20 protein-coding genes are annotated in these 18,343 nt (G+C 67.5%); 12 read left to right on the plus strand and 8 right to left on the minus strand.

Annotated features, from left to right (window positions below; translation table 11 throughout):
- The first annotated feature begins 16 nt into the window (after nt 1-16).
- The 6 genes from idi to IB261_RS26390 all read left to right on the plus strand — a co-directional run bounded on the left by idi (nt 17) and on the right by IB261_RS26390 (nt 4,796).
- Entirely contained in the window at nt 17-556 is a 540-nt protein-coding gene (gene idi, locus IB261_RS26365; RefSeq protein WP_081515644.1) for an isopentenyl-diphosphate Delta-isomerase, read from the plus strand.
- A 90-nt stretch (nt 557-646) separates the two neighbouring features.
- Nucleotides 647-1,048 carry a YkgJ family cysteine cluster protein gene (locus IB261_RS26370; RefSeq protein WP_081515642.1) on the plus strand — a complete coding sequence of 134 codons (402 nt, stop codon included), beginning with the start codon at nt 647-649 and terminating at the stop codon, nt 1,046-1,048.
- 65 nt (nt 1,049-1,113) lie between these two features.
- On the plus strand, nt 1,114-2,463 hold the full coding sequence (locus IB261_RS26375) for an MATE family efflux transporter (protein WP_192225281.1): 1,350 nt from the start codon (nt 1,114-1,116) through the stop codon (nt 2,461-2,463).
- A gap of 17 nt (nt 2,464-2,480) precedes the next feature.
- On the plus strand, nt 2,481-3,524 hold the full coding sequence (locus IB261_RS26380; protein ID WP_081515638.1) for a sensor domain-containing diguanylate cyclase: 1,044 nt from the start codon (nt 2,481-2,483) through the stop codon (nt 3,522-3,524).
- Nucleotides 3,525-3,556: 32 nt separating this feature from the next.
- Nucleotides 3,557-4,012, plus strand: a complete 456-nt coding sequence (locus tag IB261_RS26385) for a DUF2214 family protein (protein ID WP_081515636.1) — start codon at nt 3,557-3,559, stop codon at nt 4,010-4,012.
- Between the two features lie 112 nt (nt 4,013-4,124).
- Nucleotides 4,125-4,796, plus strand: coding sequence for a hypothetical protein (locus tag IB261_RS26390; protein WP_192383773.1), 672 nt, complete (start codon nt 4,125-4,127; stop codon nt 4,794-4,796).
- Here IB261_RS26390 and IB261_RS26395 read toward each other — a convergent pair.
- Genes IB261_RS26395 through IB261_RS26405 form a run of 3 tightly spaced genes read right to left on the minus strand, consistent with a single transcriptional unit; the run spans nt 4,766 to nt 6,871 of the window.
- The gene (locus IB261_RS26395) at nt 4,766-5,617 is read right to left on the minus strand and encodes an arylamine N-acetyltransferase family protein (RefSeq protein WP_192383772.1); all 852 of its coding nucleotides are present in this window, start codon (nt 5,615-5,617) and stop codon (nt 4,766-4,768) included. The genes IB261_RS26390 and IB261_RS26395 overlap by 31 nt on opposite strands.
- A 22-nt stretch (nt 5,618-5,639) precedes the next feature.
- A complete protein-coding gene (locus IB261_RS26400) occupies nt 5,640-6,134 on the minus strand; it encodes a cupin domain-containing protein (protein WP_192383771.1) in 495 nt (164 codons plus the stop codon).
- Nucleotides 6,131-6,871, minus strand: a complete 741-nt coding sequence (locus IB261_RS26405; RefSeq protein ID WP_192383770.1) for an NAD-dependent epimerase/dehydratase family protein — start codon at nt 6,869-6,871, stop codon at nt 6,131-6,133. Before IB261_RS26405 ends, IB261_RS26400 begins: the two co-directional genes overlap by 4 nt.
- Before the next feature lie 182 nt (nt 6,872-7,053).
- On the opposite strand from IB261_RS26405, the gene IB261_RS26410 reads away from it, so the two are divergent.
- Complete coding sequence (locus tag IB261_RS26410) at nt 7,054-7,614, plus strand: NADPH-dependent FMN reductase (RefSeq protein WP_081515628.1); 561 nt, start codon at nt 7,054-7,056, stop codon at nt 7,612-7,614.
- Nucleotides 7,615-7,771: 157 nt separating this feature from the next.
- Nucleotides 7,772-8,527 carry a hypothetical protein gene (locus tag IB261_RS26415; protein ID WP_081515626.1) on the plus strand — a complete coding sequence of 252 codons (756 nt, stop codon included), beginning with the start codon at nt 7,772-7,774 and terminating at the stop codon, nt 8,525-8,527.
- A gap of 4 nt (nt 8,528-8,531) precedes the next feature.
- On the opposite strand, the gene IB261_RS26420 is transcribed toward IB261_RS26415, so the two are convergent.
- Complete coding sequence (locus IB261_RS26420; protein WP_225594885.1) at nt 8,532-8,834, minus strand: chaperone modulator CbpM; 303 nt, start codon at nt 8,832-8,834, stop codon at nt 8,532-8,534.
- Nucleotides 8,831-9,799 carry a curved DNA-binding protein gene (gene cbpA / locus IB261_RS26425; RefSeq protein WP_192225275.1) on the minus strand — a complete coding sequence of 323 codons (969 nt, stop codon included), beginning with the start codon at nt 9,797-9,799 and terminating at the stop codon, nt 8,831-8,833. Before cbpA ends, IB261_RS26420 begins: the two co-directional genes overlap by 4 nt.
- 264 nt (nt 9,800-10,063) lie before the next feature.
- Between cbpA and pdxR the strand changes: the two genes are divergently transcribed.
- The 4 genes from pdxR (at nt 10,064) to IB261_RS26445 (ending at nt 14,566) form a co-directional block, all read left to right on the plus strand.
- Nucleotides 10,064-11,494, plus strand: coding sequence for a MocR-like pyridoxine biosynthesis transcription factor PdxR (gene pdxR / locus IB261_RS26430; protein WP_192383769.1), 1,431 nt, complete (start codon nt 10,064-10,066; stop codon nt 11,492-11,494).
- A gap of 157 nt (nt 11,495-11,651) precedes the next feature.
- Nucleotides 11,652-13,670 (plus strand): ribonucleoside triphosphate reductase, encoded by a 2,019-nt coding sequence (locus IB261_RS26435; protein ID WP_192383768.1) that lies wholly within the window; start codon nt 11,652-11,654, stop codon nt 13,668-13,670.
- A 54-nt stretch (nt 13,671-13,724) separates the two neighbouring features.
- Complete coding sequence (gene nrdD / locus IB261_RS26440) at nt 13,725-13,871, plus strand: anaerobic ribonucleoside-triphosphate reductase (RefSeq protein ID WP_015479043.1); 147 nt, start codon at nt 13,725-13,727, stop codon at nt 13,869-13,871.
- On the plus strand, nt 13,868-14,566 hold the full coding sequence (locus tag IB261_RS26445) for an anaerobic ribonucleoside-triphosphate reductase activating protein (protein ID WP_192383767.1): 699 nt from the start codon (nt 13,868-13,870) through the stop codon (nt 14,564-14,566). The genes nrdD and IB261_RS26445 overlap by 4 nt, the downstream gene beginning before the upstream one ends.
- A 350-nt stretch (nt 14,567-14,916) precedes the next feature.
- Here IB261_RS26445 and speA read toward each other — a convergent pair whose 3' ends face one another.
- From speA to IB261_RS26460, 3 genes are all read right to left on the minus strand, one after another.
- Nucleotides 14,917-16,830, minus strand: coding sequence for an arginine decarboxylase (gene speA / locus IB261_RS26450; protein ID WP_081515617.1), 1,914 nt, complete (start codon nt 16,828-16,830; stop codon nt 14,917-14,919).
- Nucleotides 16,831-17,119: 289 nt separating this feature from the next.
- On the minus strand, nt 17,120-17,491 hold the full coding sequence (locus tag IB261_RS26455) for a translation initiation factor Sui1 (RefSeq protein ID WP_015479046.1): 372 nt from the start codon (nt 17,489-17,491) through the stop codon (nt 17,120-17,122).
- Between the two features lie 309 nt (nt 17,492-17,800).
- Entirely contained in the window at nt 17,801-18,340 is a 540-nt protein-coding gene (locus IB261_RS26460; protein WP_081515616.1) for an NUDIX hydrolase, read from the minus strand.
- Nucleotides 18,341-18,343: the final 3 nt, after the last annotated feature.

An 18,343-nucleotide genomic window follows, 5' to 3' on the forward strand; every position in this document is an offset into this window, starting at 1 on the left:
CCCGCAGGAGATTTCCATGACCGATATCCAGGTGATCCTGGTCGACGAACACGACAACCCGACCGGCACGATGGAAAAACACCAGGCCCATCATCTCGGGCTGCGCCACCGTGCCATTTCGGTCTACGTGTTCAACCGCGCCGGTGAACTGCTGCTGCAGCGCCGCGCGGCGGGCAAGTATCACTGTGGCGGACTGTGGAGCAATACCTGCTGCGGCCACCCTTACCCCGATGAGTCCGCGAAGCACGCTGCCGAACGCCGGCTGCGCGAGGAGATGGGCGTACAGGTCGAGCTGCGCAAGCTGTTCGAGTTCAGCTATCGCCTGGCGTTGGCCAACGGCATGACCGAGCACGAGTACGGCCACCTGTTCGGTGCCGTCGATGAGCAGCCACCGCACCCCGATCCACAGGAGGCCGACGACTTCCGCTACGTCGCCCTGCCCGATCTGGAAGCCGAGATGGCCGCGCACCCGGAGCGTTTCACGCCCTGGTTCCTCATCTGCTACCCGACCTTCAGGGACTATCTGCGCGATAACGGCGGAATCGACGCTCTGTAGAACGCCGCTCTGTTCGTCGAAAGGCCAAGCAAATCTGCGCGCCGACCACTATGATGCGCGCCTTCGCGCCACCGCTACCGACTTGCCGCCATGAGAAAACCACCGCTGATTGCCAACGCCGAACTGGACCGCCTGGAAACCTGGGCGAAGTACACCTCGGGCCTGTGCAAGGACTGCAACGCCACCTGCTGCACCATGCCGGCGGAAGTGAACGTCAACGACCTGATCCGGATCGGCGTGGTCGACGAATTCGAGCGCGACGAACCGGCGAAGAACATCGCCAAGCGACTGCTCAAGGAAGGCGTCGTCGAGCGTTTCAACCAGAAGAGCGGCATCTTCACCCTGACCCGCACCAGCAACGGCGACTGCTACTTCCTCGACCGCAAGACGCGCCTCTGTAGCGTCTACGCCAAGCGCCCGGACACCTGCCGCAACCACCCGCAGGTCGGCCCGCGCCCCGGCTACTGCGCCTACCGCAAGAAGACGGCCTGATCACGGCCGGCTGAAAGCACGGGGCTCCCGGCTCGCTATACTGCGCGCCAGCTCAGGAGCCCCTCATGAATTCCCTGCTCGAAGCCTGGCGACATTCGCCGACCCATCGTCGTGTCTGGGCGCTCGCCGCGCCGATGATCCTCTCCAACGTTTCCGTGCCGCTGGTCACCCTGGTGGACAGCGCGGTCATCGGCCACCTGCCGCATGCGCACCAGTTGGGCGCCGTCGCGGTTGGCGGCGGCCTCTATACCCTGCTGGTCGGCGTGCTGGGCTTCCTGCGCATGGGCACCACCGGCTTCGCCGCCCAGGCGGCCGGGCGTGAAGACGGCGGAGCCTTGCGGCGGATTCTCGGCCAGGGCCTGCTGCTGGCGCTGGGCCTCGCCCTGCTGCTCAGCCTGCTGGCGGTGCCGCTGACCGGCCCCGCGCTTGCGCTGATGCGCCCGTCCCCGGAGCTGGATGTGCTGGCCCGCGAGTTCTTCCACATCCGCCTGTTCGGCCTGCCGGCGGCACTGGCCACCTATGCGCTGGTCGGCTGGTTCCTCGGCACGCAGAACGCCCGCGCACCGTTGGCGATCCTGCTGACCACCAACCTCATCAATATCGTCCTCAGCCTGTGGTTCGTGCTGGGCCTGGGCTGGGGCGTGGCCGGCGCGGCAAAGGCCGCGGTAACCGCGGAATGGGGCGGCGCGCTGCTCGGCCTGGCGTTGACCCGTGGTGCGCTCAGGCGCTTTCCCGGCCTGCCGGACTGGTCACGCCTGCGCGCCTGGGCCAGCTGGCGGCCGCTGCTGATGGTCAACCGCGACATTTTCATCCGCAGCCTGGCGCTGCAGGGCGTGTTCTTCCTGCTCACGGTGCAGGGCACGCGCCTGGGCGACGCCACGGTGGCGGCCAACGCGCTGCTGCTCAACGGCCTGATGGTCACTGCCTACGCCCTCGACGGCCTCGCCCACGCCGTGGAGGCGCTGTGCGGCCATGCCATCGGCGGCCGCGACCGCACCGCGCTGCGCCGCTCGCTGGTGGTCGCCTGCGGCTGGTCGCTGATCGCCAGCCTGCTGTTCGTCGTCTTCTTCACCTTCTTCGGGCACCTGTTCATCGCCCTGCAGAGCGACATCCCGGAGGTGCGCGCCACCGCCGACCAGTACCTGCCCTACCTCGCCTGCCTGCCACTCATCGGCATGTGGAGCTACCTGCTCGACGGCCTGTTCATCGGCGCCACCCGCGCCCGCGAGATGCGCAACGCCATGCTGCTGGCCTGCGCCGCCAGCCTGCCGCTGGGATTCGCCCTGCAGGGCTGGGGAAATCACGGATTGTGGCTAACCTTCCTATGCTTCATGTTGCTGCGTGCGCTGGTCCTAGCCGGCTACGCGTGGAAGCTGACACGCCAAGACGCCTGGCAGGCGCCTGCCAGCCCCTGACCTGTTGAGGAGACGCCATGCCGGCTTGTCCCATTCCCGTTGACGAAACCCTGCGTCAGCAGACCCTGGATGAGATGAACCTGCTCGACACCCCGGCCGAGCACTACCTGGATACCCTCGTCCAGCTGACCCAGGACCTGGTGAAGGTCGACACCGTGCTGATCAGCCTGATCGACCAGGATCGCCAGTGGTTCAAGGCCCGCGTCGGCCTGGACGCCACCGAGACCACGCGCGACGTGTCCTTCTGCGGCTACGCGATCCTCGGCGAGGACACCCTGCTGGTGCCCGATGCCACCCTCGACGAACGCTTCGCCGACAACCCGCTGGTGCTCGGCCCGCCCTACATCCGTTTCTACGCCGGTCGCCCGCTGCGCGCCGGCAATGGCCAAGCCATCGGCACCCTGTGCATGGTCGACCCGCGGCCGCGCAGCATGACCGAGGCGCAGCAGGCCAACTTCCGCGACCTTGCCACCCTCGCCGAGGGCTACCTGCAATTGCGCACACTGATCCAGAGCAACCGCGACCTGCGCGTGGAAATGGACCGCGAGCAGCGCAAGGCCCTGCTCGACCCACTGACCCAGTTGTGGAACCGCGGTGGCCTGCTCGCCTTCCAGGACCGCGAGTGCCGCCTGGCGCGGCAAAACCACGTGCAGTTGGGCGTGATCTACGCCGACCTCGACCACTTCAAGGCGATCAACGACCAGCACGGCCACGCCGCCGGCGACCAGGTGCTCTGCGAATGCGCCCGCCGCCTGCGCGCCGCGCTGCGGCCGGACGACCTGCTGGTGCGCCAGGGCGGCGAGGAGTTCGTCGCCCTGCTCAAGGTGAAGGACGGCGAGGAACTGCAGCGCGTCGCCGAGCGCGTGCGCGAGCTGATCGGCCACGAGCCGGTGCAACTCCCCTGCGGGCCGCTGCCGGTCAGCCTGAGCATTGGCTGCACCCTGCTGGCAGGTGAAGAGCCTGTCGACCAGGCGCTGGAACGCGCCGACGGCGCGCTTTACAGTGCCAAGCAGGCCGGGCGCAACCGGGTGAACTTCAGCGCGCCGCCGGCCTCAGCCTGATCAGAAGCAAGGCCCCAGCAGAGGACCCACTCATGGCCCAAGCCATCGCCGCGTACCTGCACTACCTGTCGATCTTCATCCTGTTCGCCCTGCTGGTGCTGGAGCACCAGCTGTTCCGCCTGCCGCTGGACCTGTCGCGGGCGCGCAGCCTGGTGATAGTCGACCTGGCCTACGGCGCCTGTGCCGGCGTGGTACTGCTGACCGGCGCGGCACGTGTCGTCTGGTTCGCCAAGGGCACGGATTACTATCTGCACAACAGTCTGTTCCACGCCAAGATCGGCCTCTTCGTGCTGGTGGCGCTGCTGTCGATCCTGCCGACCATGACCTTCCTCAACTGGCGCAACGAGCTCAAGGCTGGCCGCGTTCCAGTGCCCAGCGAGCGCCAGGCGAAGCTGGTGATCATGACCATCCGCGTGGAGCTGCTGGCGCTGCTGATCCTGCCGCTGCTGGCGACCCTGATGGCGCGTGGTTTTGGGATGATCGGCTGAGCCGCCGGACTGACTGGCCGCTTTCCTACAACCAGTACCGAGCAATCCGATACAGTCGCTCCGCTGATCCGTGGATGCTCCTGCGCAGCTTCGACTGCCGCAGGACCTCCACATGCCTTCCCGCCCCTCCAGCCGCCCACTGTGGCGGTGGCTCCCCTCGCTGGCAGCCCTCGTCCTGAGCGGCTGCGCGAGCGACGAATTCACTTTCGAAGCCGACCTGCCGGGCGATTTCAGCCTGGTGGGTAATGCGCGCTATTCGCCACCCGAGGGCAGCCACTGCAATTCCCCGGCGAAAGACGACCTCACGCAACGCCTCTTCGCCACGCCCGGCCACGGTGAACGCCCCTACCGGGTCAGTTACCAGGTGCCGCTGCGCCTGAGCAGCGACGGTTGCAGGCGCGAGCTCCGGCACATCCTCATCGAAATGGACGGCGAATCGGCCACCCACCCCCTGGACGCCGTGCAACCCGATATCAGCTTCGCCAACCTGGCTGTCCGCAGCCAGCTCTCCGCCGGCAGCGCCGGAATGCCGAAAAAGGGCGCACGCATCTTCGACGGGCGCTGCCGCTGGCTGTTGCCGGACTCACCGGACGGCGAGCGCCAGTTGCAGTGCCGCGCCTCGGACATCGACGGCAACTGGCTCGCCGGCAGGCCCGGCGGCGAACTACTGCGCGACGAACTGCCCGGCCGCATCGTCCGGCTGGCCATCGGCGTGGCGCCGGACATTGCCGCCTCCGCCGAGCCTCGCGGCACTCAGGCGCTGACGGCCGGCTCCAGCAACTGAGCCAGCCGACGGCGCAGGGCCAGCAGGTCCGTCGCCGCCGGTTGCAGGTGGAAACGCTCGCGCAGCACGTCCAGCAGCTCATCGGTACTCTCGATGCTGTGCTGCTCGACTTCGCCGTCCGCGCCACGCCGGCTGAATTGCCCGTTGAACAGCGACAGCCGCGCGCCGCCGTCGCTGAGCGCCACGCGCAGGGAGTTGCGGAACACGCTCTGCGGGTAGGTCGAGGTGTACCAGTTGCGCATGCCGTAGTCGGCCCAATGCTGCGGCTCGAGGGTGAAGCGGTACAGCGTCTGCCAGCCGGATGCCGAGCGCGTTGCCATCTCCAGTTCCTCATCGGTCGAACCACTGACACGCCAGCCTCCTGGCAGCTCTTCGTTCACCCTTAGCGGCAGGGCTCTCGGCGAGGCAGGGCCGCCGAAGCCGATATCCACCAGGTGCGGCCCTTCGGCCAGATCGATGCGCAGCAGCAGGTGCGTCTGCGGCGTCAGCGGCGCATCCGCCGGCAGGCCCCAGCGCACCCGCGCCACCAGCAGGGTCACACGGTAATCCAGGCTGGCCAGCAGGCGGGCGAACAGGCTGTTCAACTCGAAGCAGTAACCGCCGCGCTGGCGCTCGACGACCTTGGCGAACACCGCCTCCGGCTCGATCAGGACGGGCTGGTCCAGCAGCACGTCGAGGTTCTCGAAAGGCAGGTGATGCAGCGCGGCGACGATCAGCCGGTCGAGGTTTTCCAGCGTCGGCGCTGGGCGCTCCGGCGACAGGCCGAGGCGGGCCAGGGTCGCGTCGAGCTGGGCAGCGCTGAAGGGGGTGAGTGGGGTCATGCGAATCTCCTTTCGCGAAGCATCAATGGCGGTGGGCGGCGGTCGGTTCGGGGATCACCAGCGGGCCGCAGTGCTCGTCGCTGACAATCACTGCCAGCAGGCGCGCAGGCTCGCTGGCGCTGGGGTTCTCGGCGAACAGGTGCAGCTCGCGGCTGGGCTCGAACCAGGTCTGGCCCGCGCGGTAAGTCTGCGCCGGCAGGCCCTGCATCTGCGAGCGCACCTGACCACTGAGCACGATGGCGGTCACCGCGCCGGGATGGCGGTGCGCCGGGGTGTAGCCGTTGGGCGGGAAGTCCACCTGCAGCGTGGTCACGACCTTGCCGGGCATGTCGGCCAGCGGCTCGCAGGACAGGCGCTTCACCTGAGTGCTCGGCCGCGCGCCAGCTGAAGCCCCGGCATGTCTTTGCGCCAGGCTCACCAGCGGCCGCGACCAGGGCTGCCAGAGCAATGCGCCGGCACTGAGGGCAATGACCAGCACCAGACCGGCCCGGGCCTCATGCCCCGAGACGAGGCTCATGCCGGCACCCCCGCCAGGCGGAAGCCCGGCTGCCAGCCCAGGCGATGTCGCGCCTTGGCCGAGCTGACTTCGATGTCCTGTTCGGCGATGTTGTAGGCGCCGTGCGCGCCCCACTCCAGCGCCAGCAGGGCGGCGCGGGCGGCATCGTCCACATGCACGGCCAGCCTCGGGTCTGCCGCATCGGCTCCCGTACCCGGCCCGTAAAGTCGGCCGTAACGCAAGACGATGCCCTCCATCGGCCGCGCACCGAGCACCGCCTCTTCGAGCGCGGCGACGCCGCCGACACTGATGGCGCGCGGGCCTTCGGCGCCCAGGTCCAGCGGTTGTTCCTCATGCAACGGCAACTCGCCCGGCACGTAGGCCCAGGCGATGCTCTGCGCCACCATGCGCTCGACGCCAGCGGCGCGAGCTGCTGCCACGAGGTTGGCAGTACCTTCGCGGCGAACCCGCGCGTTGCGCGGTTGGGCGGCGGGCATCAGGGCAGGGTCGAGGCCGGCGGGCAGGTCGGTGAGCTGGTGGATCACCCAGCGCGGCTGGAACTGCCGCATGGCGGCACTCAGGGCTTGCGCGTCATAGACATCCAGCACCAGCGCCCGCGCTCCCGCGGCCTCCAGAGCGGCGGCTCGCTGCGCGCAGCGACTGATTGCCAGCACCTGGTAACCACGCTCCAGCAGCATCGGCAGCAGGCGCTGGCCGATGGCACCGCTGGCTCCGGCGAAGAAGACTTTCATGCACATGGGGACCTCGAATCGGGCGGCTGGGACATGTCGCCACTCTAGTGGTGCAATGCCCCACCCCACAGAGCCAAGATCATGCAAAACAACTGGGACATGATTACCGAACCTTGATCCATGTCCACGCAATGTCACGCTCATCGTCTATAACAAACGGCTCACTACCCCGATCCCTAGGAGTCGCCATGAGCCAAGTCTTCGATGTTGCCGTTGTCGTCGGCAGCCTGCGCAAGGAATCCCTGAACCGCAAGATCGCCAAGGCATTCGCCGCACTGGCGCCGGCCAACCTGAAGCTGGAAATCGTGGAGATCGGCGACCTGCCGCTGTACAACGAAGAGCTCGACGTGGGCACCCCGCCCGCCAGCTACACCGCCTTCCGCGAGCGCATCGCCCGCGCCGATGCGGTGCTCTTCGTCACCCCCGAGTACAACCGCTCGGTGCCCGGCGTGCTGAAGAACGCCATCGACGTCGGCTCGCGCCCCTACGGCAAGAGCGCCTGGAATGCCAAGCCCTGCGCCGTGGTCAGTGCCTCGCCGGGCGCCATCGGCGGCTTCGGCGCCAACCACCACCTGCGCCAGTCGCTGGTGTTCCTCAACATGCCCGTGCTGCAGCAGCCCGAAGCCTACCTGGGCGGCGCCGGCGGCTTCTTCGATGAATCCGGCAAGCTGTCGGAGAAGACCGAGCCCTTCCTGAAGAGCATCATCGATGCCTTCTCCGGCTGGATCGTGCAGAACCAGCCACGCTGATCTGCCCAGGCGCCGGCATCCGCCGGCGCTTTCCCCCCGCCATTCTGAGCAGCCCGTCGCAGGCCGCTGCGACACCCGGCATTGGCCATCATTGCGGCTGGCTCCACGCCCCTTCTCACGCCAAGGTTCAGGCCCGCTTCCCGCGCCCGGACCGTCGATGCTGCGCCACCTTCTGTTGCACTTCCTTGCCCTCACCCTGCTCGCCGGCTGTACTTCGCCGCCGGTGAAGAAGGACGTCGACGGTGTGGGCTTCAGCTCCGGGCAGATGCTGCAGAACGACGCCAACCGCGCCGCCAACCTGGCCATGCGCGATAACCTGGACAGCCTGTCGCTGCTGCTCGACAAGCTCTACAAGCGCAACCCGCGGGAATGGAAGAAAACCGGCGCTGCCTCACGCGATGCAGCCCACCAGCAGGTGATGGACGCCATCCGCAACCAGCAGCCGCTGCCCGGCCTGGGCGGCAGGCAATCGGTGGCTGCCCTGCCCCTGGCCTTTGACGCGGAGTTCCAGGGCGACCGTGCCGGAGCGCTGATCTACGGGCTCGGCAGCATGCTCTACGAACTGTATGGCGACACCGATACCCAGCACCTGCTCAGCGGGCTGAACTCGCAGATGACCGCCAATGCGGCCTGGAACATCGAGGTAGCGGCCTGGCTGCTGGCCAGCCGCACCGACGAGCAGGGCCAGCCGCTGCTGTTGTCCAACGAGATCAGCGCCGCCGGCCGCAACCTGTCCTTCGAGCGCGAGTTCGGCCGCATGATCGGCCGGCTGGAGTTGCTGGCACAGATGACACACGAGAGCCTGCGACGCAGCGGGATCAACTACGTGCAGGGCATCCTTGCCGCACCAATCCTCGGCCTGGTGCAGTTCATCCCGCTCAACGCCGCCAGCGCAGCGACCACGGCCCAGTGAGTCGTCAGTCCTCCAGCAGGCGCGCCAGGCGCTGGCGCAGGTAACGGTTCTCCGCGCGCAGTTCGTCCACCTCGTCCAGCAGGCGCAGCGCCAGGGCGATGCCCGGCCAGTCCAGCTCGAACTCGCGGCGCAGCCGGACCGCGCGGCGCACCACGCTGACCGCCTGGTAATCGAAGACCCAATGCCCGGCGCGCTGTTCGCGAGGCTCCACGATACCCACCTCGACGATCTCGACGAGCACGTCGCGGGGGAGGTTCACCGACTGGCAGAGCTCGTCGAGGTCCACCACCATCACTGTCGTCGTCATGCGCGTTTACCCCAATCGGCACGGGGGTCGAAGGCCGCCTTGGCAGCCAGTTCTTCCCAGAGTTTGCGGGTCGCTTCGTCTGCCGTCTTCGGCATCACCACCTTGAGCACCGCATAGAGATCGCCAGCGGCGGCCTCGCCCTTGTTCGGCAGGCCCTTGCCCTTGATGCGCAGGCGCTGGCCGGCCTGGCTGTTGGCCGGGATGCCGAGGTTGATCCGCCCGCCCAGCGTGGGCACTTCCACCTTGGCGCCGAGCGCCGCTTCCCACGGCGCCACCGGCACGGTGACGACGAGGTCGCGGCCGTCGACGTCGAACACCGGGTGCGGCACCAGGCGGATAGCCAGGTACAGGTCGCCCGCCGGCCCGCCGTTGATACCCGGCGCGCCCTGCCCCTTGAGGCGGATGCGTTCGCCGTCGGCGGTGCCCACGGGGATCTTCACGTTCAGCGTCTTGTTCTGCGGCGGCAGCTTGCGGCCGTATTCGTCGTAGCTCGGCAGGCTGAAGCTGATCGGCCGGCTGTCCCCGGAAAGGGTTTCCTCGAGGAACAGCGGGACCTCCATCTCCACGTCCTGACCACGGTGGGCCTGCGGCTGGCGCGCACCGCCGAAGCCACCGTGGGAGCCGCCGGCGCGGCCGCCGAAGATCTGCTCGAAGAAGTCACTGAAGTCCTGCTCGTGCCCCGGCGACGGGCCGTCGAAACCACCGCGCGGCTGCCAGCCGGGCGGCGCCTCGAACTGCGGCCCCTGCGCGCCGTACTTGCGCAGTTCGTCGTACTCGGCGCGCTTCTCCGGGCTCTTCAGCACTTCGTAGGCCTCGGAGACTTCCTTGAAGTGCGTCTCGGCGTCCGGCTCCTTGCTGACGTCCGGGTGGTACTTGCGCGCGAGCTTGCGGTAGGCGGTCTTGATCGCCTTCTCGTCGGCGTCGGGCTCGACCCCGAGCGCGGCGTAATAGTCCTTGAATTCCATCGGTAGCGGTCACTCCTCACATGCGTTGGACCTGTCGGCGCCTGGGACACGGGGAATTCGCGCGGGCAGCCGGAGCCGCTGCGCGCACTGCGAGGCGAACAGGTGGAAAAAACGGGCTTCTGCGACAACAGATGAAGTCGCGGCGCCGGCTTTTCAACACTGCCTGCAAGCCTAGACGCTGATCGTGCATCGCGGCCGCCGGGACGCCTTGATACCGGTCATGGCATAGTCGTCTTCCGGATTAATCGCCTACTCGGACAGGCCATGACCGCGCCCTTCGATTCGTTCCGCCAACCGCTGGACCCGAGCCATGAACTGCCGATCTACCGCCAGCTCTACGAGCGCTTCCGCGATGCCATCAGCCGTGGTGCGCTACGCCCGGGCGAGCGCGTGCCGCCGGTGCGGGGGCTGGCCGGCGAACTGGGCGTGGCGCGCGGCACGGTGGAGCTGGCCTACCAGTTGCTGACCAGCGAGGGCTACCTGCTGGCGCGCGGACCGGCGGGCACCGTGGTCTCGCCTCAGCTGGCGGGACGCACCAGCTCCGCACCACCGGTGCCGGTCGAACCCTCGACGGTCGAACGCAGCCTGCCCGGCCTGATCGCCCACGGCCCGACCCTGCGACCGTTCCAGCTCGGCGTGCCGGCGCTGGATGCCTTCCCCCGCGCACTCTGGGCGCGCCTGTGTGCGCGGCGTCTGCGCCAGCAGAGCGCGTCCATGCTGGCCTACCCGGAGCCCTGCGGTTACGGGCCGTTGCGCGAGGCCGTCGCCGGCTACCTGGGGATTTCCCGCGGCATCGTCTGCGCCCCGGAGCAGGTATTCATCTGCGCCGGCTACCAGGGCGCGCTGGACCTGATCAGCCGCACCCTGCTCGAACCCGGCCAGCGCTTCTGGCACGAAGACCCCGGCTACCCGCGCGGCCGCGAACTGCTGCGCCGGGCCGGCGGCGTGCCAGTGCCCATCGCGGTGGACGCCGATGGCCTGCGCGTGGAAGACGGCATCACCCGCGCGCCGGAGGCGCGTTTTGCGCTGGTCACGCCGTCGCAACAGAGCCCCACTGGCGTTGCGCTCAGCCTGCCGCGCCGCCTGGCCCTGCTGGACTGGGCGGCCAGCAGCGGCGCCTGGATAGTCGAGGACGACTACGACAGCGAGTACCGCTACGCCGGCTTCCCGCTGCCGGCGCTGAAGAGCCTCGACCGCGCCGGCCGCGTGCTCTACACCGGCACCTTCAGCAAGGTGCTCTACCCCGCCCTGCGCCTGGGCTATCTAGTGGTGCCGGCGCATCTGGTGGAGGACTTCGTGCGCACCCAGCAGGTGTTTTCCTCCGGCTGCGCGGAGCTGCTGCAGGCGACCCTGTGCGACTTCATGCAGGAAGGCCACTTCGCCCGCCACCTCAAGCGCACCCGCACGCTCTACGCCCGGCGCCGCCAGTGGCTGCGCAGCGCGCTGGAGGAGCGCCTGGGCGAGCGCCTGCGCTTCGCTGACACCCCCGGCGGCCTGCACCTGATCGGCGCGCTGGACCAGGACGACCTCGCCGTCGCCCGCCGCGCCCATGCCGAAGGCCTCGGCCTGCAGGCGCTGAACGCGTGGTGCGTCGAGGCCAGGCGCGAGCCGGCGCTGATCATGAGTTTCACCAATGTCACCGACGAGCACCTTGCCGGGCGCCTGGCAGAGCGGCTGGCGCCCTTGCTCGGCTGATTCCGGGAGGTGTGCCGGTCAATACCTCCGATGGCAAAAATTGACTGACGCTCGACGTTGACCGAGGTCAATTTTCCTACGGGCAATGCCGTTAGATTCCCACAACATCTTGTTGTCTTGAATAACTCGGGACACAGCATGTTGTGGAATCAAGCCAATGCCCCTGACACGGACCGCCCCTCTTCCCGCCAGCCTGCGCAAGCGTAACGGCAGCTCCGCCGCCTTCGACCCGAGCAAGATCGAACGCGCCATCGCCGCCGCTGGCGAGGCCAGCGGCGAGTTCACCGCGCCCCACGCCGGAGAGCTGACCCGTCGCGTGCTGGCCCGCCTGCCGGCCCGGAACGACCTGGACGTGGAGCAGGTGCAGGACGTCGTCGAGCGCGCCCTGATGGAAGCCGGACACTACCCCACCGCCCGCGCCTACATCGTCTACCGCGAACGCCACGGCCGCCTGCGCCGCGAGCGCAAGACACTGGTGGACGTCGCCGCGTCGATGAACGAATACCTCTCGCGGGAGGACTGGCGGGTACGCGCCAACGCCAACCAGGGCTATTCCCTGGGCGGGCTGATCCTCAACGTGTCCGGCAAGGTCACCGCCAACTACTGGCTGGACGAGGTGTACAGCGAAGGCATCGCCGTCGCCCACCGCGAGGCCGACCTGCACATCCATGACCTCGACATGCTCGCCGGCTACTGCGCCGGCTGGTCGCTGCGAACCCTGCTCAGCGAAGGCCTGAACGGCGTGCCGGGGCGGGTCGAGGCCGGGCCGCCGAAGCACCTGTCCAGCGCGCTGGGGCAGATGGTCAACTTCCTCGGCACCCTGCAGAACGAATGGGCCGGCGCCCAGGCCTTCAGCTCCTTCGATACCTACCTGGCGCCCTACGTGCGCAACGACAGCCTGAGTTATCAACAGGTGCGCCAGGCGCTGCAGGAGTTCATCTACAACCTCAACGTGCCCTCGCGCTGGGGCACCCAGACGCCCTTCACCAACCTGACCTTCGACTGGGTCTGCCCGGAAGACCTGCGCGAGCAGATTCCCTACGTCGGCGGCGTGGAAATGCCCTTCGCCTATGGCGAGCTGCAGGCCGAGATGGACCTGATCAACCGCGCCTACATCGAAGTGATGCAGGCCGGCGACGCCCACGGCCGGGTGTTCACCTTCCCGATCCCGACCTACAACATCACCCACGACTTCCCCTGGGACAGCGACAACGCCACGCGCCTCTTCGAGATGACCGCGCGCTATGGCCTGCCGTACTTCCAGAACTTCCTCAACTCGGACATGCAGCCCAACCAGGTGCGCTCCATGTGCTGCCGCCTGCAACTGGACGTGCGCGAGCTGCTCAAGCGCGGCAACGGACTGTTCGGTTCGGCGGAGCAGACCGGTTCGCTGGGTGTGGTGACCATCAACTGCGCGCGCCTGGGCTACCGCCATCGCGGTGACGCAGCCGGCCTCTACGCTCAGCTCGACTACCTGCTGGAGCTGGCCTTCGACAGCCTGGAGGTCAAGCGCAAGGTCATCCAGCAGCACATGGATGCCGGGCTCTACCCCTACACCAAGCGCTACCTGGGCACCCTGCGCAACCACTTCTCCACCATCGGTGTGAACGGCCTGCACGAGATGCTGCGCAACTTCACCGACGACCGCGAAGGCCTGCACACCGAGGTCGGTCGGCAGATGGCGCTGGCGCTGCTGGACCATGTGCGGGCGCGTCTGGTGCGCTTCCAGGAAGACAGCGGGCACCTCTACAACCTGGAAGCCACGCCGGCCGAAGGCACCACCTACCGCTTCGCCCGTGAGGACCAGAAGCGCCACCCGGACATCCTCCAGGCCGGCACGCCGGACGCGCCCTACTACACCAACTCCTCGCAGCTGCCGGTGGGCCTCACCGATGATCCGTTCGAGGCGCTGGAACTGCAGGACGCCCTGCAACGCAAATACACCGGCGGCACCGTGCTGCACCTGTACATGGCCGAGCGCATCTCCAGCGCCGAGGCCTGCAAGACCCTGGTGCGCACCGCCCTCGGACGCTTCCGCCTGCCTTACCTGACGGTGACGCCGACCTTCTCCATCTGCCCGGTACACGGCTACCTCGCCGGCGAACACGAGTTCTGTCCGCGCTGCGACGAAGCCGCGCTGCAGAAAGCCGCCAGCAGGAACTGCTGCAGCAGCTGAGCCCCTTCTCTTTCATCCCCGAAAATTCATCCCCGCAAAAAAAGGAGCACCACGATGACCGCGAACCAACTGCCCGAAAGCCAGCGCCAGCGCTGCGAGGTGTGGACCCGCGTGATGGGCTATCACCGCCCGGTGACGGCGTTCAACGCCGGCAAGCAATCCGAGCACCGCGAGCGCCGTCACTTCCGCGAGACGCGATGAGCAGTGCGCTCAGGGTCGGGGGCCTGGTGCCCCTGACCACCCTCGACTACCCCGGCCTGCTCGCCTGCGTGCTGTTCTGTCAGGGCTGCGCGTGGCGCTGCCGGTATTGCCACAACCCGGAACTGATTCCGCCGCGTGGCGAAGCGGAGATCCCCTGGGACACCATTCTCGCCTTCCTCCGGCGACGCCAGGGCCTGCTGCAGGCCGTGGTGTTCAGCGGCGGCGAGGCGACGCTGCAGAACGCGCTACCGGAGGCCATGGCCAGCGTGCGCGAGATGGGTTTCCGCAGCGGGCTGCACAGCGCCGGCATCCGCCCGGAGGCCTTCGCCCGCGCGCTGCCCCATGCCGACTGGATCGGCTTCGACGTGAAGGGGCTGGCCGAGGAGATGGACGCTACAACCTGCGTGAAACGCAGCGGACAGGCCAACTGGCGCAGCCTGGAGCTGTTGCTGGAGAGCGGCGTTGGCTACGAGTGCCGAACGACTGTGCACTGGCAATTGTTCGACCTGGAGCGCCTGAGTCAGCTGGCCACGCGGTTGCGCGGGATGGGTGTGGATAACTTCGTGGTGCAGTTGGCCCGCAGCGGCCGGCAGCTCGATCCCCAACTGATCGCCACACCCGCGCCCCATGGCGCGCCCGATCTGTGGCGGGAGCTGCATGCGCTGTTCCCTTCATTCGAACTGCGCGACGTCTGAGCTCCCGTGTTCCCCTGTAGGAGCGGGCCATGCCCGCGATAGGCCCGCCACCGCCGAGGAACATCGCGGATAAATCCGCTCCTACCGGATAGATCTGTGCTCGGATCGGCCCTCACCCTAACCCTCTCCCAGAGGGAGAGGGGACCGTTCGGTGCCGGATGAAACCACAGCGTCAGCCGGCACGATTTGCTCCCTCTCCCTGAGGGAGAGGGCTGGGGTGAGGGGGAAAGCACAATCACCGAACTACCAGGGAAAGACAGTTGCTCCTACGCTCGGCTCACCACCACGGCAACGGAAAAAAGCAAAAGCCCCGCCGAAGCGGGGCTTTCATCACGCGGACTGCGGACCTGTCAGGACGACAGATAGGCCGAGCGGGTCAGCCCCAGACGCAGCGCGTCGAGAAACTGGGTGCGCTCGCGCGCGGTGAGCTTGGCCCCGGCGACCTTGTCGCGGTAGTGGGTCATCAGCTCCTCGGGCGACAGGTGCACGTAGCGCAGCATGTCCTCAATGGTGTCGTGGGTCTCGATGCCGGCGTGGTAGTAGCTGCCGTCGGCGTTCTGGTAGACGTTCACCGAGTCGGTGTCGCCGAACAGGTTGTGCATGTCACCGAGGATTTCCTGGTAGGCGCCGACCAGGAAGGTGCCGATCAGGTAGTCCTCGCCTTCCTTCACGTCGTGCACCGGCATGCTGGTCTCGATGCTCTGCTCGTCGACGTACTGGGTGATCTTGCCGTCCGAGTCGCAGGTCAGGTCCTGCAGCACTGCGCGGCGGGTCGGTTCCTCGCCCAGGCGATGGATCGGCAGGATCGGCAGCACCTGGCCGATGGCCCAGGTGTCGGGCAGGCTCTGGAACACCGAGAAGTTGCAGATGTACTTGTCGGCCAGCTTGTCGTTCAGCTCGTCGAGCACCTGGCGGTGCGAACGCTGGTGCGCCTTGAGCTGGTTGTGCAGGCGACGGCAGATGGCGAAGTAGCACTGCTCGGCCAGGGCCTTCTGCGCCAGGCTGATCTTGCCCTCGGCGTACTGCGCGGCGGCATCGCTCATGTAATGGGTCGCGCGCCAGTAGGTCTCGGTGACCATCTCGGCGTCGGTCGGGCCGAGCAGGTCGGCCAGCCACTGGACGATCTCCGGCTGCTCGGCGAGGTCGGTGATCTTCGGCACTTCGTCGTTGTGGCGCTCGACATCGGTGACCTGGGTGATCAGCACCGCGTGGTGCGCGGTCAGCGCGCGGCCGCTCTCGGAGAAGATGTGCGGATGCGGCAGGCCCTGCGCGTCGCAGAACTCCTTGAGCATGCCCACCACCACACCGGCGTAGTCGTCGATGTCGTAGTTGATCGAGCTGGCGTTGCGCGAGTGGGTGCCGTCGTAGTCAACGCCCAGGCCGCCGCCGACGTCCACGTGGTCCACCGGCAGGCCGAGGGCGCGCAGTTCGCCGTAGTAGCGGATGGCTTCCTTGAAGCCGTGCTGGTAGTCGGCAAGATTCGCGATCTGCGACCCCATGTGGAAGTGCAGCAGGCGCACGCCCTGGTCCAGGCCAGCGGCGCGGAAGCGGTCGACTACCGACAGCAGCTGCGCGGCGGACAGGCCGAACTTGGCCTTCTCGCCACCGGTGTCCGCCCACTTCGAAGAAGCCAGCGAGGACAGGCGCACGCGCAGGCCGACCTGTGGCAGCACGCCCACGTTGGCGGCCTCCTCGATCACCAGCTGCACCTCCGATTCCTTCTCGATCACGATGAACACGTTGTGGCCGAGCTTCTGTCCCATCAGCGCCAGCTTGATGAACTCGCGGTCCTTGTAGCCGTTGCAGACGATGGTGCCGCCCTTGGGCGCCAGCGCCAGCACGGCCATCAGCTCGGGCTTGGAGCCGGCTTCCAGGCCGATGGAGACGTTCTGGGTGGCGATGATGCTTTCCACCACGGCTTCCTGCTGGTTCACCTTGATCGGGTACAGCGCGGTGTAGCGACTGGTGTATTCCAGGCGCGCGATGTTCGCGTCGAAGGCGCCAGTGAGCTTGCGCACGCGGTCCTGGAGGATATCCGGGAAGCGCACCAGCAGCGGCAGCGACAGGCCCGCCTCGCGCAGCTGCTCGACCAGCGCATGCAGATCGATCGGCTGGGCATCGGCGCCCTGCGGGCGAACTTCCACGTTACCGGCGTCGTTGATGGCGTAGTAGCCAGCACCCCAGTGGCGAATTCCGTAGATGCTGCGGCTGTCTGCCACGGTCCAGTTGCTGCCGTCGTCTTTGCGGGTCCGTCTAGCGGCCATGCGGGGTGGTCTCCTCAGATTGCGCGAATGTGTGCAGGCGCCCGCCCGGCGTGCGGGTGAGTCGTCAAGGCCTGGTGGAGTAAACCTAGCCGGGCCTCGTGACGTTGCCGTGTTGACCGCCGGGCTTGGCGGTAAGTTTAGGAAAATCCGACGACACGCCCAGGGCGCGCCGATAAATCTCCCATCTAGGGAAAGGGCTTGCCGGCGAAGCGCTGCGCGCGCATCGCCTGGAACCCGTTCTCGACAGGGGAGAGTCGCCTGTCAGTTGAGACAGACGGCGGAAGACGGCTCAGCCGCCGGATTTCTTCGCCTTGAGGCCGCGTTTGGTCAGCTCTTCGAGCAGCAGGTCGACGTGGTCGCCCTGGATCTCGATGATGCCGTCCTTCAACGCGCCACCCGTGCCACAGCGCTTCTTCAGCGCGGTGGCCAGGTCCTTCAGCGCATCGGCCGCCAGCGGCACGCCGGTCACCGTGGTCACGGTCTTGCCACCGCGGCCCTTGGTTTCCCGACGCACGCGAGCGATGCCATCGCCGGCCGGAATCTCGGCCTGCTTGCAGATGCACGCGCCAATGGGCTGATTGCAGTCCGGGCAATGCCGGCCGGAATCAGTGGAGTAGACGAGCCCGCCGAGGGCGGACAGGGAGGATGCTTTCTTGACCACCGGGCGTTTCCCCAGGATTGGCCTCTTCGGGCCAGGTCAACGAATGGCCGGCTGGCGCCGACCGCGACGCCCCACTCAGGCAGGGGCTGCGCAATTCCCGGCGGAGGACCCTGCCGGAAAGGTCGCGCAATTTAGCAGCATTGAAGGCAAATGCTAAGAGCGAAAATGCGTCATTGATCGGCAGTTTGGCGACATGCCGGCGCAGCAGGGTTGTTGCAGGAGCGAGCTTGCTCGCGAACAAGCCCCGCTGCGAAGCCATTCGCGAGCATGCTCGCTCCTACGAAGAGCAGCCCGCAGTGGGTTGGAGGATCAGAAACTGACCAGGTACTTGCGCAGCGCCGCCAGCGAATCCGGGCAGTAAGGCGTGCCCGCCTTGGCCTCGGCCAGCGCCTGGTGCGGGTCGATGAATTTCGCTTCCAGCACCTCTTCGGGCTGCAACTTCAGCGGCGCATCGGACACGGCAGAGAACACCGCGCACCACAGGCGATTGTCCGGCTGGTCGAAGAAGAAGGTGCCGTGGGCGCGCAATTCGACGCCAGCGATGCCCAGTTCCTCTTCCAGCTCACGAGCGGCGGACTCCGCGTAGCTCTCGTCGGCCTGCACCATGCCGCCGGCGGCCGGGTCCCAGTAGCCGGGATAGACCGCTTTGCTCAGGGTGCGGCGGTGCACGCACAGCTCACCGGCTGAGTTGAACAGCAGGATGAAGGTGCCGCGGCCGATCAGCCCGCGCGCGCGCAGTTCGGCGCGCGGCAGGCTGCCCAGCAGCTGGTCGTCTTCGTCGACCCAGGCGATCTTCTCGGCGTCCGAAGCCGCCCGGTGGGCGGCTTCCTTGTCGCTGATGGCGGCCATGGA

The sequence above is a fragment of the Pseudomonas sp. PDM20 genome (assembly GCF_014852575.3).
In the GTDB taxonomy this organism is placed as follows: domain Bacteria; phylum Pseudomonadota; class Gammaproteobacteria; order Pseudomonadales; family Pseudomonadaceae; genus Pseudomonas.